Source organism: Streptomyces sp. NPDC038280 (genome assembly GCF_055600045.1).
On sequence record NZ_JBVJYZ010000020.1, the window covers coordinates 55702 to 79816 of the forward strand.

At 70.2% G+C, this 24115-nt stretch carries 18 protein-coding genes; 8 read left to right on the forward strand and 10 right to left on the reverse strand.

The window, feature by feature from the left end:
* Positions 1-179 precede the first annotated feature (179 nt).
* On the reverse strand, positions 180-3335 hold the full coding sequence (locus tag ACZ7J0_RS29485; protein WP_470892409.1) for an AfsR/SARP family transcriptional regulator: 3156 nt from the start codon (positions 3333-3335) through the stop codon (positions 180-182).
* A gap of 75 nt (positions 3336-3410) precedes the next feature.
* Between ACZ7J0_RS29485 and ACZ7J0_RS29490 the strand changes: the two genes are divergently transcribed.
* A complete protein-coding gene (locus ACZ7J0_RS29490) occupies positions 3411-4268 on the forward strand; it encodes an NAD(P)-dependent oxidoreductase (protein WP_470892411.1) in 858 nt (285 codons plus the stop codon).
* Between the two features lie 148 nt (positions 4269-4416).
* Here the strand turns inward: ACZ7J0_RS29490 and fabV are convergent, their stop codons facing one another.
* From fabV to ACZ7J0_RS29515, 5 genes are all read right to left on the reverse strand, one after another.
* Positions 4417-5631 carry an enoyl-[acyl-carrier-protein] reductase FabV gene (gene fabV / locus ACZ7J0_RS29495; protein WP_470892413.1) on the reverse strand — a complete coding sequence of 405 codons (1215 nt, stop codon included), beginning with the start codon at positions 5629-5631 and terminating at the stop codon, positions 4417-4419.
* Positions 5632-5901: 270 nt separating this feature from the next.
* Complete coding sequence (gene xdhC / locus ACZ7J0_RS29500; RefSeq protein WP_470892504.1) at positions 5902-6762, reverse strand: xanthine dehydrogenase accessory protein XdhC; 861 nt, start codon at positions 6760-6762, stop codon at positions 5902-5904.
* A gap of 1 nt (position 6763) precedes the next feature.
* Positions 6764-9154, reverse strand: a complete 2391-nt coding sequence (xdhB, locus tag ACZ7J0_RS29505; protein WP_470892415.1) for a xanthine dehydrogenase molybdopterin binding subunit — start codon at positions 9152-9154, stop codon at positions 6764-6766.
* Positions 9151-10626 carry a xanthine dehydrogenase small subunit gene (locus ACZ7J0_RS29510; protein WP_470892417.1) on the reverse strand — a complete coding sequence of 492 codons (1476 nt, stop codon included), beginning with the start codon at positions 10624-10626 and terminating at the stop codon, positions 9151-9153. The genes xdhB and ACZ7J0_RS29510 overlap by 4 nt, the downstream gene beginning before the upstream one ends.
* Positions 10627-11286: 660 nt before the next feature.
* A complete protein-coding gene (locus ACZ7J0_RS29515; protein ID WP_470892419.1) occupies positions 11287-12195 on the reverse strand; it encodes a lipase family alpha/beta hydrolase in 909 nt (302 codons plus the stop codon).
* A gap of 454 nt (positions 12196-12649) precedes the next feature.
* Here ACZ7J0_RS29515 and ACZ7J0_RS29520 point away from each other — a divergent pair, with 454 nt between their 5' ends.
* A complete protein-coding gene (locus ACZ7J0_RS29520) occupies positions 12650-15040 on the forward strand; it encodes a bifunctional serine/threonine-protein kinase/ABC transporter substrate-binding protein (RefSeq protein ID WP_470892421.1) in 2391 nt (796 codons plus the stop codon).
* 425 nt (positions 15041-15465) lie between these two features.
* Here the strand turns inward: ACZ7J0_RS29520 and ACZ7J0_RS29525 are convergent, their stop codons facing one another.
* Both ACZ7J0_RS29525 and ACZ7J0_RS29530 read right to left on the reverse strand, forming a co-directional pair.
* Complete coding sequence (locus ACZ7J0_RS29525; protein WP_470892423.1) at positions 15466-15996, reverse strand: hypothetical protein; 531 nt, start codon at positions 15994-15996, stop codon at positions 15466-15468.
* Positions 15997-16139: 143 nt separating this feature from the next.
* Positions 16140-17009, reverse strand: a complete 870-nt coding sequence (locus tag ACZ7J0_RS29530) for an SDR family oxidoreductase (RefSeq protein ID WP_470892425.1) — start codon at positions 17007-17009, stop codon at positions 16140-16142.
* Positions 17010-17422: 413 nt separating this feature from the next.
* Here ACZ7J0_RS29530 and ACZ7J0_RS29535 point away from each other — a divergent pair, with 413 nt between their 5' ends.
* The 3 genes from ACZ7J0_RS29535 (at position 17423) to ACZ7J0_RS29545 (ending at position 19747) form a co-directional block, all read left to right on the forward strand.
* Positions 17423-17908: a DUF2975 domain-containing protein gene (locus ACZ7J0_RS29535; protein ID WP_470892427.1), complete on the forward strand. Its 486-nt coding sequence runs from the start codon at positions 17423-17425 to the stop codon at positions 17906-17908.
* On the forward strand, positions 17908-18129 hold the full coding sequence (locus ACZ7J0_RS29540; RefSeq protein ID WP_470892429.1) for a helix-turn-helix domain-containing protein: 222 nt from the start codon (positions 17908-17910) through the stop codon (positions 18127-18129). The genes ACZ7J0_RS29535 and ACZ7J0_RS29540 overlap by 1 nt, the downstream gene beginning before the upstream one ends.
* Before the next feature lie 1210 nt (positions 18130-19339).
* Positions 19340-19747: a DUF6896 domain-containing protein gene (locus ACZ7J0_RS29545; protein ID WP_470892431.1), complete on the forward strand. Its 408-nt coding sequence runs from the start codon at positions 19340-19342 to the stop codon at positions 19745-19747.
* Positions 19748-19999: 252 nt separating this feature from the next.
* On the opposite strand, the gene ACZ7J0_RS29550 is transcribed toward ACZ7J0_RS29545, so the two are convergent.
* Complete coding sequence (locus ACZ7J0_RS29550; protein ID WP_470892433.1) at positions 20000-20257, reverse strand: hypothetical protein; 258 nt, start codon at positions 20255-20257, stop codon at positions 20000-20002.
* Positions 20258-20560: 303 nt separating this feature from the next.
* Positions 20561-21262: a hypothetical protein gene (locus tag ACZ7J0_RS29555; RefSeq protein WP_470892434.1), complete on the reverse strand. Its 702-nt coding sequence runs from the start codon at positions 21260-21262 to the stop codon at positions 20561-20563.
* A gap of 297 nt (positions 21263-21559) precedes the next feature.
* On the opposite strand from ACZ7J0_RS29555, the gene ACZ7J0_RS29560 reads away from it, so the two are divergent.
* From ACZ7J0_RS29560 to ACZ7J0_RS29570, 3 genes are all read left to right on the forward strand, one after another.
* Positions 21560-22387: a hypothetical protein gene (locus ACZ7J0_RS29560; RefSeq protein WP_470892436.1), complete on the forward strand. Its 828-nt coding sequence runs from the start codon at positions 21560-21562 to the stop codon at positions 22385-22387.
* 324 nt (positions 22388-22711) lie between these two features.
* Positions 22712-23122, forward strand: a complete 411-nt coding sequence (locus ACZ7J0_RS29565) for a RidA family protein (protein WP_470892437.1) — start codon at positions 22712-22714, stop codon at positions 23120-23122.
* 116 nt (positions 23123-23238) lie between these two features.
* Positions 23239-23835: a dihydrofolate reductase family protein gene (locus tag ACZ7J0_RS29570; RefSeq protein WP_470892439.1), complete on the forward strand. Its 597-nt coding sequence runs from the start codon at positions 23239-23241 to the stop codon at positions 23833-23835.
* Positions 23836-24115: the final 280 nt, after the last annotated feature.

The following is a 24115-nucleotide window of genomic DNA, read 5'->3' on the forward strand; positions in this document are numbered from 1 at the left end:
CCTCCGCCGGCTCGATTCGGCCCTCCGGCACACCTCGTAGATGCCCAGGGCAGCCCGGTCAGCCGCCCTACAAGCGCACACGGCCTCCGGCTCCGGGGGCAGGCCCGAGGCGGTGCGCCCGTTCTTGTAGGTCATTGAATCCTCCCCGTTCAGGGCGCGTTGGCAGGGATCGGGTGGTCCTACGCCGGCGTCCGTATGCGTTCGACGCCTTGCTCGAAGGCTTCGTCGAAGGAGACGGGGGTCAGGGCCCGGCGGACGGCCGTGGTGATGCGATCGACGTCGCCGCGTTCCCCGGGGGGAAGCGGCATGCCGGCGGCCTCGCGTGCCGCGGCCGCCGAACCGAGCAGCCGGGCGGCTTCTCCGTGGTCACCTGTGAGGGCGTGGGCGCCGGCGAGACCTTCGAAAGCGCGGGCGAGTACCCGTTGGTCGCCGGTCCGCCGGGCGTAGTCCAGCCCTTCCTGGTGCAACGTCAGCGCGGCGTCGGCCTCGCCCCGCTGCTCGGCGATGAATCCCAGTTCGGACAGGATGAACGCTACGCCGAGGTCGCCTTCCCACCGGCGGCACCAGTCGAGCCACACGCGCAGGTGGGTTTCGGCGTCGTCCAGCCTGCCTTGGCGCCGTGCCACCAGGGCCAGGCCCACTTCGGCGAACTCCTCGCCGCGCTGGTACGAATGCGTGGCCGCGAGCTGCTTGGCACGTCTGTGCAAGGTTTCGGCGCGGTCGAGGTCGCCGGTGAGCAGCGCGGTACGTCCCAACCGTGCCAGCATCTTGGACGCCTCGTTCCACAGCTCCAGCTGCTCGGCCAGCCGGAGCCCGTCCCGGCGCAGGCGTCCTGCCACGTCGTAGTCGCCGGTGAATTCGGCCAGGTCGCCGAGGGTGACGGTGGCCTGCAACTCGCCCCATGCGTCGCCGAGTTCTCGGAACAGCGTGCCGGCGAGCTCTGCGTCGGCGCGCGCGGTGTCCGGGTTCCCCCGGTACATGGCGACCTCGGCGCGGACGGAGAGCGCGGCGGCCGTTCCCCAGCGGTCCTCCAGGGTCCGGAACTCGGCACAGGCCTGGTCGGCGAGGTCGAATGTCGCCTCCACGTCGCCGAACCCGGCCCTGCCCAACGCCACGAACCATCGGGCCCGGGCCCGTCCGGCGGGGTCGTCGCCCTTGTCGTAGAGCGTGAGCACGGGTTGGCTCTCGTTGTCGGGGGCGTCGAGGAGCAGCAGCGACATGCCCGCCCGCCACGCGCGGGCCGAGTTCCTCAGCCTGGGGTCGCCCCCGATCGACAGGGCGAGGTCGAATGAGCGTCTCGCTTCGGCGAAGCGGCCGCGCAGGAACCAGAACCAGGCGGTCGCGTTCGCCAGCCGAAGTGCCCTGTCCCCGCTGTCCCTACGGACGGCGTATGCGAGCGCGGCGCGCAGATTGGCGGCCTCGGCGTCCATGCGTTCCAGCCAGAGCCGCTGCTGGTGGCCCCGCAGCAGTGGATCGGCGTGTTCGGCGAGGTCGACGTAGTGGGCGAGGTGGCGGTCGCGCACGCGCTCTTCGTCCCCGGACTCGACGAGCCGCTCCAGGCCGTAGGCCGCGACCGACTCCAGCAGCCGGTAGCGCCCGCCGCGGTGGACGACCAGGGAACGGTCGACCAGCCGTCCGAGCAGACCGAGGACGTCCTCGGTCCGCACGCCCTCGCCCGCACACACCGCCTCGGCGGCCCGCAGATCGCAGCCGTCCGTGGGCACGGCCAGGCGGCGCAGCACCATCCGCTCGCTCTCGGTGAGCAGTCCCCAGCTCCAGTCGATCACCGCCCGCAGTGTGCGCTGCCGCGCCGGCACTCCGTGCAGGTTCGCCGCGAGAACCCGGAACCGGTCGTCGAGGCGGTCGGCGAGGTCTCCCACGTGCATGACGCGTACCCGGGCGGCGGCCATCTCCAGCGCGAGCGGGATTCCGTCCAGCCGACGGCAGATCGCCGCTACGGCTTCCGAGTTGTCGGGCTTCAGGGCGAAGCCGGGGACGGCGGCTGCGGCGCGGGCGACGAACAGCCGCACGGCGTCCGACTCTTCCGGCCGGTCGGCTTCCGGTTCGGGCGGATCCAGCGGAGGGACGGGCCAGGTGTGTTCACCGGTGACCGCCAGCGGTTCCTGGCTGGTGGCCAGGATCCGCAGGTCAGGCGCGGCGCGGAGCAGCCGCGCGGCCAGCTCGGCGACCGGCTCCACGACGTGCTCGCAGTTGTCGAGCACGAGCAGCATGCGCCGCCCGGCCACGGCGTCGGTGAGCCGACTGGCCAGAGACCGGACCACGGCGCGGGCCTCGTCCCGCAGTTCGAGAACAGCCGCGATGGCCTCCTGTATGTCGGCGCCCGTGCGTGCGGCGCCGAGCTCCACCAGCCAGGCGCCGTCAGGGAGATCCTCGGCTCGGCGCGCGGCCACCTCCAGCGCCAGGCGCGTCTTGCCGACCCCTCCGATTCCGGTCAGGGTCACCAACCGCTCGGAGTGCAGCAGTTCGCCGATCCGACGCACTTCCTCGGTGCGGCCGATCAGGTCGGTGAGCGGAGCGGGAAGGTTGCCGCGTGGCCGCTCTGCGGGAACCCTGTCGGGGGCCAGGGTGGCATCCTGCCGCACGATCGCCTGGTGCAGCTCGGCCAGCTCGCGGCCGGGATCGACGCCGAGGTCGTCCCGGAGCCGGGCGCGGAGCTCTCCGAGGCTTGCCAGCGCGGAATCCTGCCGGCCCGACCTGTACAGAGCGCGGACATGAGCGGACCGCAGACCCTCGTGCAGCGGATGCGCGGCGACAAGTTCCCCCAACTCGGCTGCCACCAGACTGTGTTCGCCCAGCTCGAGGCGCGTCTCGGCAAGCTCTTCGTGGGCGACCAGTCGCTGTTCTTCGAGTCGCCGGGCCTCGGCCTGGACGAACTGCGCGTCCGCGCGGTCGGCGAAGGCCGACGGCCCGCGCCACAGCGCCAGCGCCTCGATGAGCAGCCCGGCCTTCGCGCGCGGGTCGCCGGAGATTGTCCGAGCCCGCCTCAGGAGCGTTTCGAAACGCCCGGCGTCGACCGCGTCGCCGTCCACGCGGAGCAAATATCCCGGCGGCGTCGACACCACCAGGTCACGGCAGCCCTGCTCAGCGTCCTCCAGGGTCCGCCGCAACAGCGACACCTTGGACCGCAACGTGCGGACGTCGTTGGCCGGAGGCACGCCGCCCCACAGGTCGTCGATCAGCCGATCCACCGAGACGACCTGCCCCCGCCGTACCAGCAGAGCGGTCAGCAGCGTGCGGACTCTGGTCTCGCGCACCTGAACGCGCCGGCCGTCCGCCGACCAGACCTCCAGCGGACCCAGCACCCCGAAACGCATACGGCCACGTTACCCGCAACCCAACCACAACCTTTCCGGAGACCGAGCGGAACCTCCCTCGCGCACAGTCGTCCCATGAACAACACACCTGTCACCGTTATTGGACTGGGGCTGATGGGCAAGGCCCTCGCCGCCGCCTTCCTCAGGGCCGGCCACCCGACGACCGTCTGGAACCGCACGCCGGCCAAGGCGGAGGACCTGGCGGCCCAGGGAGCCGCCGTCGCTCCCACCGTCGGCGATGCCGTCCGGGCGAGCTCATTGATCGTCGTCTGCCTGACCGACTCCGCCGCCGTTCGCGACACGGTTGGCCCCCACCGGGCCGAACTGGCCGGCCGCACCCTGGTGAACCTGACCTCCGGCACGTCCGACGAAGCCCGCGCGACCGCCGCGTGGGCTAGTGACTACCTGGACGGCGCGATCATGGCCGTCCCCGAGGTGATCGGCCGGCCCGAGGCGTTCTTGCTGTTCAGCGGATCATCCGGCGCGTTCGGCGACCACGAGGACACCCTCAAGCGCCTCGGTAACGCGGTCTTCTTCGGCGAGGATCCGGGGTTGGCCTCCCTCTACGACGTGGCACTGCTCGGCGTCATGTGGGGCACGCTGAACGCCTTCCTGCACGGGGCCGCCCTGCTCGGCGCCGCCAAGGTCGACGCGTCCGCCTTCGCACCGTTCGCCAACCAGTGGGTCTCCAGCGTGACCGGGTTCGTCAGCGCCTACGCCGACCAGATCGACCGCGGCGCCTACCCCGCAGAGGACGCCGCCCTCGAAACCCATCTGGCCACGATGAAGTACCTGGTACGCGAGAGCGCGGCCGCGGGCATCGACACCGACTGGCCCGCCCGCATCCAGGCCCTGGCCGAACGCGCCATCGACGCCGGTCACACCGGCGCCGGCTACGCCAGCCTCATCGAGGTCTTCCGAGGCCAGGTGTAACCGACACCGACGTCCATGACGTGCCGGGGGAGTGGGTCGCCCAGGAGATCCACTCCCGCACAGCAGGAACGAACCCCCGACACCGGGGCCCCGCCCGCCTCTCGCGCACGCGCCCGCACCATCGTCCTCGACCCTTCCGGACGAGGCGTCAGGGGGTGTGGTCGGGCCAGGGGACGTCGGTGGCGACCGGGGCTGTGTAGTCGATGCCGGGCACCGAGAACCCGTAGAGGCGTCGGACCTCCGCGCGGAACCAGTCGAGGTCGGCCAGGTCGGCGATGGTCGTCGTGGTGGCGGTCTCCCAGCGTTCGGCAACGGCAGCCTGGACCTCGTCGGTCAGTTCGAAAGTGTCCAGGCGGATCCGGCCCTCGTCGTCGAGGGCGAGCGGGGTGGCACCGGTGAGCTGGTCCCACAGGGCGGCGAGTTGGTGGATCGGCGGGACGAGCCCGTCTCCGAGGACGCCACGCAACAGGCCGGTGTACAGGGCGATGCCGGGGATCGCCGTGGAGGACTGGGTGACGGCGGCGCCATTGACGGAGGTCACGGCCCGCCCGCCCACCATCTTGTCGAGCCGCTCGTTCAGGGTGCGGGCGGTGGCCTCCAGGTGGGCCTTGGCCGCGCCGATGGTGCCCTGCCGGTAGATCGCCGCCGTCAGCGACGAGCCGATGTAGGACAGCGCGGCGGTGGTGAACGTGTCGGCGAGCAGTCCCCGCCCGGCGAGGTGGTCGATCCACCGTTCCCAGTCCGCGCCGCCCATCACGGCCACGGTCTGCTCCACGTCGTCGCGCTCGGCCGGGCCGGTCTCGACCTCGCGGACCTCGGGAACACCCTCGTCGTCGAAGACAAGGGTCTTGGTGCGGTTGGCCTGGCCGATCGGCTTGAGGACCGAGGCGTAGGTGGCGCCGGTGGCGGGGTCGGTACGCCGGGGCGCGGCCACCGAGTAGATCAGGTAGTCCAGCCGGCCGCCGAAACGCCGCTCGATGAGGTCGGCGACCCGATCCTTCATCGCGTCGGAGAACGCGTCGCCGTTGAGGAAGACCACATCCCGCCCGGCAGCGCGAGCGATGCCGGCGGTGGCGGCGGTGCGGTACCAGCCGGCCGTCGCGGTACGCCGCACGGTGGGGGCCTTCTCGAAGGACACGCCTATGCCGCGGATACCGGCGCGCTTGAGTCCGGCGAGCGTGGCCGCGAGACCGTATCCGGCGGAGGAGCCGATGACCAGCGCGACCGGTCCGTCGCCCTCCGGCACGTCGACAGGGGCCGGGCATGCCTGCCACATATCGGCCACCAGCTGCGCGCACCCCGCCGGGTGGGAGTCGAGAAAGAGAAAACCCCGATTGCGGGGAGTGAGAACGCGCTCGTTCACGATGGCAGTCCTTGGGTCGGCCGGTACAGGGACGCGGCGGCCGTCCGGGCCACCGCGCTCTGCAAGTCTGGGCCAGTGCGCGCGCACGCAGTGGCCCCGCCAGTAACAATGATCACGAGCCGATCTTGGAGTGTTCCACCACTTCCAGCCGTACGCCGCCCACCACGTCGCCGGGCAATATTCCCGGGTCGATCCGACCGGCTGTGCCGGTGCTGTGCCGGACCGCCCCGGGTCTCCTACGGGCGAGCCTGATCTTCGCCCTCTCGCGCGCTATCGGCCACCGGAGCTCGCGTGGACCTCGGTGTCCGCGTTCGGCCGCGCCCCCTGGCGGTCCTGTTCGAAGGTCCGGAGCAGGTCGGCCGCGACGCTCACCGCGATCGTGGCGGGTTCCTTGCCGGTGATCTCGGTCAGTCCGATCGGGGTCTTGATCCGGTCGATCGTGGCGGTGTCGTGGCCGCCCTCGGTGGACAGGCGGTGCCGGAACCGCGCCCATTTGGCGGCCGAGCCGATCAGTCCGATCGAGCCGAGACCGGCGGTGCGCAGGGCGGCGTCGCACAGTGCGGCGTCCTCGGCGTGATCGTGGGTCATGATCAGGACGTGGGCGCCGGACGGCAGCTCCGCGAGCACCTCCTCGGGAAGCAGCGGCGTGTGGTGCACGTGGATCTGCGCCACCGCGTCCGCGAGCACAGCGAGTCGTTCGTCGGTGAGCATGTCGGGGCGGGTGTCGATCAGGTGCAGATCCAGGTCCTGACGGGCCAGGATGCGGGCCAGTTCCAGTCCGACGTGCCCGACGCCGAAGACGGCCACCGCCTGGACCACCGGCAGCGGTTCGAGCAGGACGCTGACGGCTCCGCCGCAGCACTGCACGCCGTGCCGGCCGGTGACCTTGTCGTTGAGGGCGAAATCCATCAGCTCGGGTTCCGGATCGGGCGCGCCGATCAGCTCGCGTGCCCGATCGATGGCGACGGCCTCGATGTTGCCGCCGCCGATGGAACCCCACGTCTCGGTCCGTCCCACGACGAGCTTGGCACCGGCTTTGCGGGGCGCGTGGCCGCGCACGGTCGCGACGGTCACGAGCACGCCGGTTTCCCGGCGGGCCCGCAACCGCGCGACCGCGGCCACCCATGTCATGTCAGGCATTGCTCAAAGCGCTCGTGCCGGCGAGGATCTCGCTGTCCTCGGGCTTCACGTCACCTCGGCGCGCCGCTTCGATCGCCCAGTACACCGCCTCAGGTGTCGCGGGGGCGGCGAGTTCCACGCTGACCCCGGCGGGCCCGAACGCCGCGGCGGCCTGCCGCAGTGCCTCGCGCACCGAGAACGCCAGCATCAGCGGGGGCTCACCCACCGCCTTGGACCCGAAGACCGCGCCCTCCTCGGTGGCGTTCTCCAGCAGCCTGACGTTGAACTCCTCGGGCATCTCGGAGAAGCTCGGCAGCTTGTAGGTGCTGGCGGCCTGGGTCAGCAGCCGGCCGCGGTTCGGACCGTCACCGGCGTCCCAGCGCATGTCCTCGAGCGTCAGCCAGCCCGCGCCCTGTACGAAACCGCCCTCGACCTGACCGATGTCGATCATCGGGGACAGGCTGTCGCCGACGTCGTGCACGATGTCGACGCGCCGGATGCGGTACGCGCCGGTGAACCCGTCCACCTCCACCTCGGTCGCGGCTGCGCCGTAGGAGAAGTACTTGAACGGCGAGCCCCGGAACGTCTTCGCGTCCCAGTGCAGACCCTCGGTCCGGTAGTAACCGGCCGCCGACAGCTGGACCCGCTGGAAGTACGCGGTGCGCACCAGGTCGTCCCAGGCCAGCTCCGTGTCGCTGCCGAGCACGCGCGCGACGCCCTCGACGATGCGCACGTCCGAGGCGTTCGCGCCCAGCTGGGAGGCGGCCACCTGCAGCAGCCGCTCGCGCAGCTGCTCGCAGGCGTTCTTCACCGCCCCACCGTTGAGGTCGGCCCCGGAACTGGCCGCGGTGGCGGAGGTGTTGGGCACCTTGTCGGTCCGCGTCGGGGCCAGCCGCACCTTGTGCAGCGGGATGCCCAGCGTGGTCGCGGCCACCTGCAGCATCTTGGTGTGCAGGCCCTGCCCCATCTCGGTGCCGCCGTGGGTGATCAGGACCGAGCCGTCCTTGTAGATCAGCACCAGTGCGCCGCCCTGGTTGAAGGCGGTGAGGTTGAACGAGATGCCGAACTTGATCCCGGTGATCGCGAGCGCCCGCTTGGTGTGCGGGTGCGCCGCGTTGAACGCCTCGATCTCGCGCTTGCGATCGGCGATGCCGCCGTCCGCCTGCAGCTCCTGCCAGATGGTGGAGATCCGCTCGGCCTGGGTGACCGGCTGACCGTACGGCGTCGTCTGGCCCTGCCCCGGCTGGTAGAAGTTGCGCTCCCGCAGCTCCATCGGATCCAGGCCGAGCAGCGGCGCGCACCGGCCGAGGATGTCCTCCATCACCAGCATGCCCTGCGGTCCGCCGAAGCCGCGGAAGGCGGTGTTGGAGACCTTGTTGGTCTTGGCGATGCGACCGGCGACTCGCGCGTTGGGAATCCAGTAGGTGTTGTCGATGTGGCACAGCGCGCGGGCGACCACCGGCTCGGACAGGTCCAGGCTCCAGCCGCCGTCCGCGGTCAGCGTGGCGTCCAGGGCCTGGATGCGGCCGTCGGCGTCGAAGCCGATCTTCCACGTGGCATGGAACCCGTGGCGCTTGCCGGACATGGTCAGGTCCTGGGTCCGGTTGAGCCGTACCCGGACCGGCCGGCCGGTCAGCTTGGCGCCGAGCGCCGCGACGGCCGCGAAGCCGTGCGGCTGCATCTCCTTGCCGCCGAAGCCGCCGCCCATCCGCAGGCACTGCACGGTCACCTCGTGGCTGTGCAGGCCGAGCACGTGCGCGACGATTTCCTGCGTCTCCGAGGGGTGCTGGGTGCTGCTCTGGATGAACAGCTGCCCGTTCTCGTCGACAAGGGCCAGCGCCGCGTGCGTCTCGAGGTAGAAGTGCTCCTGGTCGGAGAACTGGAACTCGCCGGTGAACACGTGCGCGGAGTCGGCGAAGCCGGCGTCGATGTCGCCGGTCACCATCACCGGCCGGGCGCCGTGGAAGCTCTCGGCCGCGATCGCGTCCTGCAGCGTGATCAGGGAGGGCTGCTCGTCGAGTTCCACCTCGACGGCCGCCGCACCGAGCCGGGCCGCCTCCAGGGTCTCGCCGAGCACCCAGGCGACCGCGTGGCCGTGGAACATGACCTCGTCGGGGAAGAGCGGTTCGTCGTGCTTCATTCCGGCGTCGTTGACGCCGGGCACGTCGGCGACGGTCAGCACGCGGACCACGCCGGGCACGGCGAGCGCGGCCTCGGTGCGCAGCGCGGTGATCCTGCCGTGGGCCTTCATGACCTGCACCGGGTAGGCGTGGAGTACGTCCTTGGTGCGAGCGACCAGGTCGTCGGTGTAGAGCGCGGCACCGGTGACGTGCAGGTTGGCGCTCTCGTGCGGCATCGGAACGCCGACGACAGGCTTCTCGGGGAGCTCGGACAAATGACTCATGACGACACCGCCTCGGTGGTCTGGGCGTACAGCTTCAGCAGGCTCTGGCCGAGCATCGCGGAGCGGTAGCCGGCGCTGGCGCGGTGATCATTCATCGGCGTGCCCTGGGCCTGCAGCACCTGGGCAGCGGCCTCGACGGTCTCCGCCGACCACGTCCTGCCCTCGAGGGCGGCCTCGGTGGCGAGGGCCCGGATCGGGGTGGCGGCCACGCCGCCCAGGCCGATGCGCGCCTTGCGGACGGTTCCGTCCTCGATGTCGAGCGCGAAAGCGACCGCCACGCTGGAGATGTCGTCGAAGCGCCGCTTGGCGATCTTGTGGAAGGCCGTGACCGGCGACAGCGGCAGCGGGACGCGCACCGCGCGGATCAGCTCGCCGGGCCGCCGCACGCTCTGCCGGTAGCCGGTGAAGTAGTCCGCCAGCGGGACCTCGCGCTCACCGTCGGCGTGGGAGAGCACCAGCGACGCCTCCAGCGCGAGCAGCACCGGCGGGCTGTCACCGATGGGAGAGCCGGTACCCAGGTTGCCGCCGAGGGTCGCACTGTTGCGGATGAGCCGGGACGCGAACTGCGGGAACAGCTCTGCCAGCAGCGGGACGCTGCCGTCGAGACGGCGTTCGATCTCGGTGAGCGTCAGCGCCGCCCCGATCTCGATGTGGTCGGATTCGACGCGCAGCTCGCGGAGTTCGGGCAGCCGGTCGACGGCAACCACGCAATTCGCGCGGCGGGAACGGATGTTCACCTCCACGCCCCAGTCGGTGCTACCGGCGACCACCACCGCGTCGGGCCGCTCGTTCAGCAGCTGCAGCGCCTCGGCCAGGGTGCCCGGCCGCAGGAACGTGCTGTCGTCCTGGGTGTAAGCGGTGGCAACCGGTTCGGGCGGCGACTGCTCGCGACGCTGCGCCAGCGGGTCGTCCTCGGAAGGCGTACCGACGGCGAACGCGGCATCGCGAATCGGGCGGTAACCGGTGCAGCGACACAGGTTTCCGCTCAGCGCGTGCAGGTCGAAACCGTTCGGACCGTGCTCGGAGTCCGTTTCGTCCGCCGAGTCCGAGCCTGAGGCCGCGTGAGCGCAGCGGTCGGGCCGGTAGTACTCGGAGGCCATGCTGCAGATGAATCCCGGTGTGCAGTAACCGCATTGGGAGCCGCCGCGGACGGCCATCTCCTCCTGGACGGGGTGCAGCTCGGGCGGCGTGCCGTCCTCGCCGGCGGTGGCGAGACCTTCGGAGGTGATGATCTCCTGGCCGTCGAGCGCGGCGGCCGGAACCAGGCAGGCGTTGACCGCCACCCAGTCAGTGGGCTTGTTCACTCCGGGACGGGCCACCAGGACCGAACAGGCGCCGCATTCCCCCTCGGCGCAGCCTTCCTTGGTGCCGGTGAGCCCACGCTCGCGCAGGAAATCCAGCACCGTGGTGTGGGGCGCAGCCGGTGAGATCGGTGTTTCTTTCCCGTTGACCGTGATCCGCGCCGCTACCATGGCACATCCTCATTTCGGTGCGCGGTCGATCGGATTGTCCTAGTCGCCATTTCAGGAGCTTTCTGTTTTGGTGGCGCAGCTCGAGACCCGGAGCGCGCACATCAGCACGCAAGGGCGTGCCGCAGGCGGTGACAGAAATGGAAAGGTGCCGGGGCCACAGTCGGGCACGCCGGAAAAAGGGCGGCTGCTTAGCAGCCGTGTGCTACACGACCCCGTGTCCAGGCGGTCTCGTGAGCGAGGCGATGTGCTTCGGAGATGGTCGACATCCGAATTCGCCTCCTTCCATCAGCTCACGAACCGGTGCGCTCGCAAGCTACGTTGCCGCACGTCCATCGGTCAAGCCGTCGTGCGGACCAGTTGTATCTGTCGAAATGGTGGGCCGAGGACCGACAGCGGTGTCGTGCCGGCGAAGAACCCAGACGGGCGCGGCTCGCTCCTCGAACCGCACTTCCGATCGACCTCCCGGCCTCGTCGTCATCACCGAGGTGGGCAGGGCGAGGGGCCCGTGCGCGCCGGCCAAGGCGGCCACGAGCCTGCCGCAACCGGGTCCTTTCTCCGGCGCATGTGCGCGGGGCGTGGGGCGGCGGCCTTGGAGGCCGCTCCCACGCCCCGCGTCACGTCTGCGAGCCGACGGCTTCGGGCCTCAGCCGGAGTCGCCGGTCACCAGGCCGATGACCAGTAGAGGGCGTTGCTCGTCGCACGCAGGGGAGCGGCGCCGCTGCTGGTGTGCCGCCAGCCCTGTCCGCCGTCGTTGGAGTAACTCATGGGCTTGGTTCCCCGGCTGATGATGCGCAGTTCGCTGTGGCTGATGCCGGCCGACTCGTCGTAGCGCACCAGGTGCGGTGCCCCGTGGTCGGTCGGAGTGGCGCTCCTGGGCGACACCGACTCGTCGGCCTGAGAACCGATGAACGTCCAGTCGGTTCCATGGCGGGACTGGGGCACCTTGGCGTCGGTCAGCCAGTTGCTGAAGTACGAGCCGGGTGTGATGTCCACACACTGCTGGGCCGTCGGGAAGGTGTCGACGCAGATGTCGGCGTTGAACGTGCCGTAGTGCGGGGTGCCGAGCGTCACCGCGTCCTCGACGTAAATGTAGTCCGGCCAGTCCTTCTTGTGCTGTTGGGTGCCCAGCACGGCGGCCCGGATGATGAGCCCGCCCATGGAGTGGCCGACCAGGTCGACGCTCTCGCCCTTGACGGAGTGGTTGAGGTGGATGTTCCACGCCAGTCGGCGGCCGAGCTCTTCCAGGCCCAGCGCCCATGTGCCGTCTCTCGGCGCGAGGTTGATGTCGCAGTTGTAGTCACCTTTGTAGAAGCCGACCTGGGTGAACTGCTTCTTCTTCCAGCCCCAGCGCTTCGAGGCGTTGACCAGGTACTTCCAGCGGGCGTTGCAACTGACGCCGTCCGATGTGGGATCCGGGTTGAATCCCTTGACGAGGTACACCGTCTCGTTGGAGCTGTTGTCGCGCGGCGGTGGTGTGTCGCCAGGATCGGCGGCCGCGCCGGTGGCACCGCCGACGATCGTGGCCAGGCACAGTGTCACTATGCCCAGTAACTTCCCCAGATGTCTCATATTTTCCCCTTCGTTTCCCGTGCTCTGGCTCCCGCGCCCGGAGCGCGGGCGGCGTGCCCCGACGACTGCGCGGACGGGCTGCACCCCCGACCATTGGGAAAGCCGCATGGGCATGTCCATCCGATGCGCCTGTCCGGGACAGTCCCGGACAGATCTGTCCGGCGACCCGACGGCCGGCACGAGGTGACGGCTGAGCGGCTGCGGAACAGCCCCGCGCGCAGGTGCTGAGTGCGCGGCCGGGGTCCCGGGAGCAGGACGTGCTCGCCGAGGGGCCCCGCCGCACGACCGTGGAGAGGAAGTGGAGAGCGAGCTCCTGAGCGCCTTTGATGCCGTCGTCCTCCATGACGAGCCAGGGCGAGGGCAAAGGCGTCGGCCGGCGCGTAGGCGGCACCGCGGCCGTGATCAGGCCTTCGTTCCGTCACCCGACCGGCCCACCAGGACCTAGAGTATGCGCGTGACCGAGCAGAACTCCGAACTCATCGCCGGCCGGTACCAGCTCGTCGAACGCATCGGCCAGGGCGGCATGGGGCGGGTCTGGCGGGGCGTCGACCAGCAGCTCTTCGGCCGCGAGGTGGCCATCAAGGAGATCCTCTTCCCGCCGGGAATGGACGACGGCGACCGCGCCACGCTTCTCAGGCGCTTCACCGGCGAGGCCCGTGCGGCGGTCACTCTCAGCCATCCCGGGATCATCACCATTCACGACGTCGTGGAGCACCAGGGCGCCCCCGTCATCGTCATGGAATTCGTCCGGGGACAGTCCCTCGCCACGGCCATCCGCCGGCAGGGCCGGTTGTCCGTGGAGCGGGTGGCGGAGATCGGCTCCGCGATGCTCGACGCGCTTGCCGAGGCGCATGCCGCGCGGATCGTCCACCGCGACATCAAGCCGGACAACCTGCTCCTGACCAAGGACCGCGTCGTCCTCACCGACTTCGGCATCGCCTACCTCGCGGATGCCACGACCAAGCTCAGCCACAGTGGCATCGTCATCGGCACCCCGCACTACATGCCGCCGGAGCAGTTGGAAGGCAAGCGCCCGACCCCCTCCAACGACCTGTGGGCGCTCGGCGCCACCCTCTACCACGCTGTCGAGGGGCAGCCGCCGTTCGATGCCGAGGGGCTCCACGCCCTTGCGGTGGCCGTTTTCACCCGCCCCCACCGGCCGCCGGCCCATGCCGGCCCGTTGGCGCCGGTGCTGGACGCTCTCCTCACCAAGGACCCGGCGCATCGACCTGGAGCCGCCGAGGCCGCCGAATTGCTGGCGTCGGCGCTGCGGTCCTCCCGGTCCCGGGCGGGCGTCACCGACGAGGCCGTCCCGCCCGAGCCCGAACTCCCACCCGCACCGGATCCGGCCTCCCTGCCGGACGCGGCGACGGAGCACGCCCCCACTGCTACGGAGCGGGGGGCGGAACCACCGCCTCCGCCACCCCTGCCCACGCCCACCGCCAAGGACTCCGCGCCCACTTCCCCCACCCCCGGTGGGTCCGCACCGGACCGGTCGACCGCCTCGCCCGTGCCCACGGCCGAGGCCGTGATCTCGCTCGGCCGGAGGGGCCGGGAGGGGCGCGGCGAGCAGGGGGCCGCCCGGCGGCGCGCTCGCATCCGCCGCTCCGCCGTCCTCGGGGTGGCGGTGGCCACGCTCGCCGTCGGCTCCGTCCTGGCCTGGACCTTCAACCGTAACGACCCGCCCGGCAGGGGCGGTGCGGGCGGCAGTGGCGGGGCGGCTTCCGCCGTCACCGTGGTGATCGGGGTGGACGCACCGCTCAGCGGCGACCTGTCCTCCCTGGGCGTCGGAATCAAGAACGCCGCCGACCTGGCGGCCAGGAACGCCAACCGGACCCGGCACGTACCCGGCGTGAATTTCACGATCAAAGCCTTGGACGACGAGGCCAATCCCGCCAAGGGCCAGTCGAACGCGGCTCAGTTCGTTGCCGACGAGAAAGTGCTGGGCATCGTCGGACCACTCAACTCGGGCGTCGCCCAGACCATGGTGAAGCCGCTCGTACAAGCGAGCCTGGTCAGCGTGTCACCCGCCAACACCAACCCGGCGCTGACGCTGGGGCCCCGCTGGGCCGAGGGAACCAAGTCCCGCCCGTACAAGACCTACTTCCGTACTGTTGCGACGGACATCGACCAGGGGCCGTTCGCCGCCCGGTATCTCCACGAAAAGGCAGGGAAGACGAAGCTCTACGTCATCGACGACAGCAGCGCCTACGGCACCAGCCTCACCGCCGGGTTCAAGACCGAGTTGAAGAGGCTCGGCGGCGCGGTCGTGGGCGCGGACCAAGTCGACCCTGCGGAAAGCGATTTCTCGGGGCTCGCCTCGAAAGTACGGGCATCCGGTGCGGATGCCGTGTACTTCGGCGGCTACTACACCACTGCCGGGCCGCTTTCCCAGCAGCTCAAGCAGGCGGGCGCGAACATCCCCCTGATGGGCGGCGACGGCGTCTTCGACCAGCAGTTCCTCACGGCCAACGCGAAGGCCGAGGGCGACCTCGCCACCAACATCGGCGTCCCCGCGGAAAGCCTGCCGGGGGGAGAGGCGTTCCTCGCGCAGTACCGAAAGGCGGGGTATCCCGAGGAGGCTGGTTCGTACGGCCCATACGCATACGACGCGACCTGGGCTGTCATCGAGGCGGTCAAGGCCGTCGTGGCGGCTCACGGAGGCACCCTCCCCCAGGACGCCCGGGCGCAGATGCCACAGGCGGTGGCGGGGGTGGGGTTCGACGGTGTGACGGGTCGCGTTGCCTTCGACGAGTACGGTGACACGGTCAACCGCCGACTGACGGTGTACGCGGTGAAGGGCGGCAGCTGGACGACTGCGACCAGCGGCCCCCTCACGTTCTGACCCGACGTGGTCTCTCCGAGCGTCGCCGCGCATTCGGGACGGGGAACGGGCGGTCGGCCTGGGGACCCCTGGGGCCCCACGAGGCGGCTGGGACCGGCCCCGGAAGGATGAGACCCCGGGGAGTTGGTTCCCCCGAGGTCCCTTCACAGCTACGGCTGTGCGTTCTGCGCGTCGGAGACCGCGCGCTGGGTGCGGAAGTTCTCCCGGTAGGCGTCGAACACCGAGGCGGTGGGGTGCCCAAGGTCCGTGGAATCGTCCCACTTCAGGAGCGCCTCGTCGTTACCGACGAGGGCCGACTTGGTGTAGGGGTGGCTGCCGGTGAAGACGATCTTCTGGTTCTTCAGGCCCTTGTAGGTGCCCGGCCCAGCCTGCGAACCCGGGCCGGCGTCGCCGGGGTATCCCGGACTGTCCTGGCCCCGCCGCGCTCAGAGTTTTCCGCCGACCGTTCGGACGCGGTGGCCGAGGACCCGGCCGAACTCGGTGATGAACTCCGGGCGGAGGCGCGCCGCGTTCCAGATCTCGAACCCGAGGTGGCCGCAGGCGAAGCGGTCCTCCTGCCACGTCCACTCGGGGAGCGGGGCCGAGCGTTCGCACCCCGGGCACCGCAGCTCGGCCCTTCCGGTCTCGTGCCAGGCGGTCAGAGCCTCGAGCCCGGACCCGGTGAGGTCCGGCGCGGAGCAGTGCGGGCAGACGGGGGCGCCGTCGGAGCCCAGGGAGCCCCAGAAGACGGTGCGGCCCCGGATGACGGCCAGCCCGTCGGTGCCTTGCCCCGGCCACTCCGTGACGTCGTCCCAACGCGGCCCCGGCGAGTACACCGGCCTGCCGAGCATCTCGTACGTCCGCTCGGCGCGCACGAGCTCCTCGCCCACCAGCCATGCCACCACCCGCGCCGCGAGCGCCTCGGCCTCCTCAGGTGCCGCCTCGATGTCGACGATCGTCCGGAAGTAGTCCCCCATCAGCCCACACCCCATGACTCACTACGGTGATCCTTCACGTGCGAAGACTGCCAGACGGCCGCAGATCCGGACGCGGCCGCTTGTCCGGCCCGGGGGCGTAGCGCTGCGGCTGGGCGGCAGCCGGGCACTGCTGAATCGATCTGTCAGACCGGCGCGGACAGCAGCGGAGCCGCCCAGTGTGCGAAGTCCTCGATGTCGCGCGGTTCACGGCCGGTCAACTCCCGTACCGCGCCCGTGGTGGACGAGTTCAGGCCGTCGCGCAGTGCCCCGAACGCGGCCACCACCTGCTCCGCCAGCCACGGCGGCAGACCCGCCTGGGCCATCCCCTGGATGGCCGCCTCATCGGGAACCGCCACGTACTGGATCGTGCGGCCGAGCGCGCTCGACAGATGGCCCGCCACGTCCGCGTAAGTGATCACCTCCGGGCCGGTGAGTACGTGGGTCCGCTCGCCCTGCACCGCCGTGCTGAGCACCGAGGCCGCCGCCGCGGCGACGTCCCGAGGATCGACCATCGCGATCCGCGCGTCACCGGCGGGCAGGAAAAAGCGGCCGGCCTGCTGGATGGTGGCGGCAGAACCGAGGATGTTCGACATCATGTGGCTGGAGCGCAGGACCACCGCCGGCAGCCCCGAGCCGCGCAGGTGCTCCTCGATCCGGCCGTGCTGGTCGAAGAACATCGTCGGGGACCCGGCCTCCGCGCCGATCGTGGACAGCATGACCACCTGCCGGATCCCGGCGCCTGCCGCCGCGTCGATCGTCCGCGTTCCGTACTCGACCTGCCGGGGGTCGTTGGAGCAGAGCAGGAACAGCCGCTCCACGCCGTCGAGGGCTTGGCGGACCGACGCCGGCTCGGCGAAGTCCCCCTGCGCCATCTCGACCTCACCGCTGAGCACGGCAGCCGCGCGGCCCGGGTCCCGTACGAAGGCCCGGAGGGGAATTCCGCGGTCCTGGAGTTCCGCGACGACCTTCGAGCCGACGTTCCCCGTCGCGCCCGTCACCAGCACCGTCGCCATCTTCGCTCACTCCTCGAGGCTCAATCGCCGACAGCTCAACCTACCCGAGGGATGACATGGGGTGACAGATCGCCACAGACGGTAACCGGCGAGCGTGCTGCTGGGGAGGGCGCCCGCCCAGCGCACTCGGCTGACCGGCACCCGCTACTCCCTCATGCCTCAATGTCGCAAAAGGGTAGTTCTGCGCGGGCATGCCGAGGGCGGGGGCTCGGCGTAGTCGGATGGCGTCCGATTTTGGCCTCAAGCGAGGCCGGCTTCGACAAGATCAAGACGGCTCGCGCGAACGCCATGCCATGGGAGCGGGTGGCGGCTCCGGTCACGGCGCGAAACCGCCGCCCGCCCTTCGTCCCAGCTCTTGCTTCACCTATCGAAGTTCGATAGATTCCGATCGCAACTCGATGGAAGGGTGGGTCATGGGAAAACTGACAGTGGGTGCGCTGCGCGCCGTGCTCGTGGTGGTGCTCGCCGGCACCGTGTTCGTACAGGCATTGATGGTGTGGGCGTTGGCCACCGACCCGGAGGACGGGTCGCTCCCGCTGACCCCGCTGCGCGTGGTCACGACCCTGGGCATGGTGTCGGTCCAGGTCGCCCTGGTCTGCGTATGGCGGCTGGTGACGATGGTGCGGCGCGGAACCGTGTTCTCCCACGCCGCTTTCCGGTACGTGGACGGCGTGATCGGCGCGATCGTGGCGGCTGCCCTCCTGTGGTTCGCGGTCACGATCCTCAATGCGCCGGGCCAGCGGGAGGACCCGGGCGTCACCGTCATCATGGGCGGGGTTGGCCTGGCCATTCTGGGGGTCGCGCTGATCGTGCTCGTCCTGCGGATGCTGCTCGCCCAGGCCGTCGCGCGCGACGTCGAAGCGGCGCAGATGCAGGCCGAGTTGGACGAGGTGATCTGATGCCGATCGCCGTCGACATCGACGTGATGCTGGCCAGGCGGAAGATGTCCGTGGGCGAGCTCGCGGACAGGGTAGGGATCACGCCCGCCAACCTGGCGGTACTCAAGAACGGCCGCGCCAAGGCGGTGCGCTTCGCGACGCTCGCCGCGCTCTGCGAGGTGCTCAAGTGCCAGCCGGGTGACCTGCTGCGCTGGGAGGCCGACGACTCCGCCAGCGGATGACGTCCCCCCGGGCGGGGTGTGGAACCGCCTGGCACCACCGGCCCGTGACACGGGACGGGGACCGCATGACCGTGGATCGCCCCTCACCGGCAGCAGCGCCCCGACCCGTTGGGTGGATTCCGGTTGACCCGCACCGCACCGTCCTGGTCGACGATCGGTGATCTGCGTGACCTGCCCACCGCAAACCCCCGTCCTTCCAGCGCGGAAGGGCGGGGGTTGGTCGTTGGGCGGACAGCTGGAGCTGCGCCGTAGCCATTGACACCGGATCCGTGACGAACTGTCGGTTCTACGGAGTTCTGGGAACGTGACAGGCACAGGCCTCCAAGGTCATGGAGTCCTTGGCGTCCCGTGATCCGAGTGGAAGACCGCGTCGGAGCCGGAGGTTGTTCCGGGGGCTGCGTGGGTACGGGGGGCGCCTGCCGACGCGCCATCGGCACCGCTGCTCGCCCGACCCCGTCTGCCTTGACGAACTCCGTGCGCATACCGGGGCCGTGCCGAGGAGATCCCGGGCCTGCTGGAGCGACTGGCCGAGGTGCCCGGCCCTCGCGATCCGCGCTGCGCACGGCACGCTCTGGTCGTCGTGCGCGCGCTGACCGCGTGCGCGGTTCTGGGCATGCGCCGGGCCTCCCGTGGGGAGCCGGGAGGCGGCGCGGTCCGCGCTGTCTTCGACGGGCAGGGCGGACCGGGGCGGCCACTCTCGGACGGGGGATGACCGAGGGGCCGTATGGATCACAGCATGCACCTGAACAGGCCACTCGGATAGAGGTGTGGTGGCTGAAAGATGCCGACCTCGTGTGTGCGCCGGCCATCGGCGTCGACTTCGAGGTGACCCGCCGGCGTCCAGGAGTCAGACGGAAGCCTGGCGGGCCGCCCGTGCAGCGGCCCCTCGGCGATGCAGCGGGCGGCCTGGCTGTCGGTCTTCTCCGGGATCGTGGCTTCGGGACCGTGCTTGTTGCTCTGCACGACGAGGGGGCCCGGGTGTTGCCGAAGTCCAAGGTCGATCTGTCCGCGGCGATCCGCCGTGACTCGCGTCAGGGGCTCTTGAGCCGCGCTCAGCAGCGGAAGTACGGCATGGGGTTCCTGACCGTGCGGAAGGCGTGGGCGTGGGCGTGGCCGGAGCTGCCGCCGACGGGGACGCCGGAAGCCCACGGTGGAACAATCGCCCTCGTACGCGGACGCCGAGGTTGGCGCAGTAGATGAGGGAGCACACGTGACAACACCCCGTGACCTGGTGATCGGTTACGTCGATGCTCTCAGCTCGGCTGGTGAGGCCATGCTGGCGGCGTTCCCCTCGCTCGAGCGGCTTTCGGACGTGCTAGGCCTGGTCCATTCGCACCGGATCAGCCGGAGCGGTGACATCGGCACCCACTCCTACAGCGTCCATGGGGCAGGTTGCCTCTTCATCAGCCTGGACGGCTCTGAGATCGATGTGGACTTTGCGGCCGACGGGGCGGAGGTCTTCGACCTCTGGCGGCTGCGCCTCTATGGGCAGAGTTTGCCTGAGCCTTTTGACCTCACGGAGCATGATGTGCGGTCCGCGGTGGAGTCGCTGAAACCCCTGCTGGCCGAGGTGCGGCCTGGGTGGTTCAGCGTTGGCGAAGCCAAGGCTTCAGCGTGAGACCGGCGTGTCAGGTGGCTGTCGGTGGCCTCGTCAAGCAGAGTCCGCGGGGTGCCCAATGAGCCTGCACCCGATGACCTTTGGGAGCGCATAGTTCCGCTGCTGCCGCGGCCGCCGAGCGCAAGTACCGATATGTCGGTCGACTCCGGGTGCCGGATCGGGTGGCGCTGGCCGGACGCGTCTATGCGCTCCGTAAGGGCGTTGCTTGGAGAGACGTTCCCACGTCAGTGGTGGGCTGCTCCGGAGTGACCTTCAGTGACCGGGCGGCAGTGCGGCGCCGGAGTGGTCGATGACGTTTCCGTTGGAGCAGTTGTTCTTGTGGTTGCCGGTCCAGTCGCTCAGGGCGGGGACCACGGCGAGTTCCTGGATGCACGTGTCAGCGGCGGTGAAGTTCCAGTTGTTCGCCGCGTTGACCCCGCTGCCGAAGTTGCTGTCGTTGTCGGCGAAGGCAGGCGTGGCGGCGGAAAGGGCCGCGGCGGCCAGCAGGCCGCAAGTGATGATCTTTCGCATGACCGATGAACGGGCCCCTGCTTGTGGAGGTCACGCAGCAATCGTCCGTACGTGAACGGGCGAGGGTCAGCTGCCGGACACGCGCGAGGTTGCGGAACGCCCAGCCCCACGGAGGCCACAGCACAGAAGTTGAGCCGGCCGGAACTCCTGAACCAAGTTGTGACGCCCGCTGCAGCCTCTCAGACGCGGGCGCGTGCGCAAGGCGTGCCCCAGCCTTCACGGCCGCGCACGCCCCCGCAGGCGGCGGCCACGAGCCGGCTGCCGTGTCACTGACGTCATCTGCTCTCCGTCACTCCTGTCGGCTCACCCCCGTCCTGCCGCCGCGGGACGGGCGAGAGTGGCAGCGCTGTCGTAGGGGAGGAGGGATTCGTCCTCGACGAGCGGCAGGACGACCTGCAGCAGGTTTTCGGAGGCGGGGCTGCTGGTGCCGGCGTGACGAGCGGCGATGGCGGCGGCGGCGCCTGCGAGGAGATCGGCGAGCTGTATGGACGGGTGCTGCTCGGAGTTATCGCGCACGAGGTGGGGGAGGGCAACGCCCGTGATACGGGAGGACGGGGTTGCGCCCTGAGTGACGAGCAGGGCGCCGGCGAGGACGCCGAGCCGCTCGTCGGTGAAGGACTTCTGGTCGTTGGTGAGGACGCTGACCGGGCCCTGGAATTGACGGGCCCACCCTCGGGCTACCTCGGCAATGCAGGGGACGAGCATCTCCAGGATGGGCAGGGGGCCCGCGTCGGCTTGGAGGACGTCGTCATGCGGGCGGGTGCACGTAGGCTGCCACCGGCCATCGAGCGTGCCGCCGGGCGCCCAGCGCCAGCGCAGCAAGTCCCGGCGCCCGGGGCTGCTCTGGAAGGACTTGAACTTCAGCTCGGGACCCTGCGCCCGAGTCGCACGGCGCAGCTCCTCCACGATGGGCGCGGCCTTGACGTCATCGATGGCCACCGAGGCGTACACGAGGTAGCGGCCGTTGTTCAGCAGCCTGTTCACCGCCGTAGCCAGACTCGTCACAGGCGATCCAACGGCCGGTGTCAGCGCTGTCCTTGGTGGGCTCGGTCCGGCTGTACTGGGTGAAGTCATCTCCGCTAAGGGGCATCCCCGTAGTGTTGCGGATCCGCCTCGCATGCTTCATGGCGGCCCCTGAGGCGTTTCATGAAGCGGAATCAGGCTCCCCGCCGCTCACCGGCTTCCGGACGTCGTCCCCGCCCTGCCCTGTTTGCACGGCGCAGATGCCGTCGGAACCTGCTTGACCTGGGAAAATCGTTTGCCTCACACTTGCCCGACCCGCGGGCATGAGGAGGGAACTTCGTGAGGACGCTCGACGCCTACCAGGACCACTGTGAGCAGCTGTTCGTCGCCCGCGGTTACGCCGCTGTGCGGCGCGCGGCGCAGGGAGGGCTCGACGAGCTCGGCCCGCAGCCGGACCTGTACTGCTGGCTCGCCCTCGGGCATGTTGCCGAGGATGACGACGATCATGACGATTTGGCAGAGGAGGCGTTCCGGGCCGGTCTCGCGCTGGACGGGGACCATCTGGGACTGCTCGCCGGATATGCCGAACTGTGTCTGAGGGCCGACGGCTTCGACCACCCCGGCCGGGCGGCGCGGGCCGTCGGTCTCTCCCGACGCGTGAAGGAGCTGGCGCCCGAGTCCGCCGAGGGCCAGCGGCTCGCTGCCGCCGAACGCTGGGCGCGCCGCGGTTACTGGGATGACGTCAGGATGCGAGTGGCGGTCAGGTCCGCCGAGCTGCAGGACGGGCACCACCCTACGGGGGCGCAGGCCCGTGCCCTCGCCGACGACCTGGCGCAGGTCGCGGCAGGCAAAGCGACGGGCGCGGACCCCCTCGACCGGGCGGCTGTCATCCGCGCCGTGACCGCCGAGGCGCTCTCTGGGCCGTGGAACGCTCCGGTCCGGCTGCTCGGCCGCTACCGCACCGCGGCGTGGGCCGTGGCTGTGGTGCTTTGCTTCCTCACCAACGCGTTGCTCCGCCAGACAGGTGTCGTCGAATCGTTCAGCCTGTGGGGCTGGCTCTGGCTGCTGCCCTGCCGCTTTGTCGACCGCCGCTTCGCCGCCGTGCGGAAGGAAGCCGAGGCCCGCCACGTCGCCGCTCTCGAAGCATCCCTGACCGAACGCGACTGAGCGGCCCGACGGCCGGCGGGACTGCCGGGTACATGGGCAACGGCCCTGGAGGATTCCCGCCGGAGGTTCTGTCCCGCGGCCTCGGCGCAGAGCCGTGCATGCTTCGCCCCAAGGCCCCCGGCATCCACCGGCCTGCACGGTTCGGGCTTGTAGCGGAGCCCGCATCGCGCCCACCGCAGCCTTGTAACACACGGGGTGCAACGCACGCCGCGTTGCACCCTTGACCTGCCTAAGCTTGTTCTTTAAACCGCAGGTTGCTGGGGAGTGCTTGCCGGTGGGGAAATTGCGGTGCGTGCCGGCGCCACGCTAGGCAGACTCGCGGACATGACTGAGAAGATCACCCGCATCAACCCCGAGCAGCTGCATGAGACGCCCGGCTACCACCACATCACGGTGGTAGAGGCAGGGCGTACGGCCTACCTGGCGGGACAGTGCCCGCTGGATCGGAACGGTGACCTCGTCGGTGCCGGTTCCCTCGCGACGCAGGTCGACCAGGTGGTCGCGAACGCGCTCACTGCCCTGGCCGCGGCGAGTGCCCAGCCAAAACACGTGGTGCGGTCAGTGATCTACGTGCGGAGCGACGAGAGGGACATTCTCGGAGCCGCATGGCGTCGGCTCACCGAGTCTGCCCTGGGGCCGGCGTTCACCACCGCCAGCACGCTCTTGGGCGTTGCCCAGCTGGGCTTTCCCGGACAGCTCGTCGAGGTGGATCTCACCGTGGCGCTGCCTGACTGACTTCGAACGGCGTATCGAACTGGGTAGCCCAGCGCCGCCCTGGACGCCGTACTCGTCCCCCATCGCCCCACGCCGTGACCTCCGCTTCCCGTTCTTCGGTAAGGAGCCAGACCATCATGACCACCACCCCTGGAGCCCCTGAGCGTGCCTTTCGCGCCCTCGTCTACATAGCCACGAGCCTGGACGGGTTCATCGCCCGCCCCGATGGTGACATCGACTGGCTCAACGAGCGCGGCGCGCAGGCCGGTGACATGGGCTACGAGGCGTTCATGGCCGGCATCGACACGTTGGTGATGGGCCGCAACACCTACGAAAAGATCCTCACCTTCGGCTTCTGGCCCTACGAAGGCAAGCGCGTCGCCGTCCTGAGCACCCGGCTGACGACCGAGGCCCCGAACGTCACCGTCTACCGCAGCCTCGACGCACTCCTGGGAAGCCTGACCGCCGAGGGCGCGAAGAACGTGTACGTGGACGGCGGACAGGTGGTCCAGACGTTCCTGCGCGAAGGCATCGTCGACGAACTCATCATCACCACGGCACCGGTCCTGCTGGGCGCAGGCATTCCCCTGTTCGGCCACCTGGACCACGACATCGACCTCGTCCACCGCGAGACCCGCACTCTTGGCGCAGGATTCGTACAGACGACCTACGCCGTCGGCCAGAGGCCGGCGGGCTGTGAACCAGGCAGAGGCCGAAGCTGCCGCGAGAGCTGAGTGACGCAGCCGGAGACTGGCTGTGGGCCGATTCGTAGTCCGAGTCGATGCCATTCCCGCACGCAGAGGCTAGTCGGCCATGCAAGGGGCGATGTCGATGCAGTAGCTGTAGTCGCCGGCGGTCGGCGCCCCAGTCCGCTCTCGTCCGGGCGCGCCGGCGCCCGCGTCTCGGCCGCCCCGGGCGCGCGTGATGCGCCGGCTGGTGCGCGGCGCTGTGACGGCGTGGGCCAGCCAGCTTGTGCGAAGCGGGGGTCGGGGTAGGTGCGCAGGGCGTGGGCGT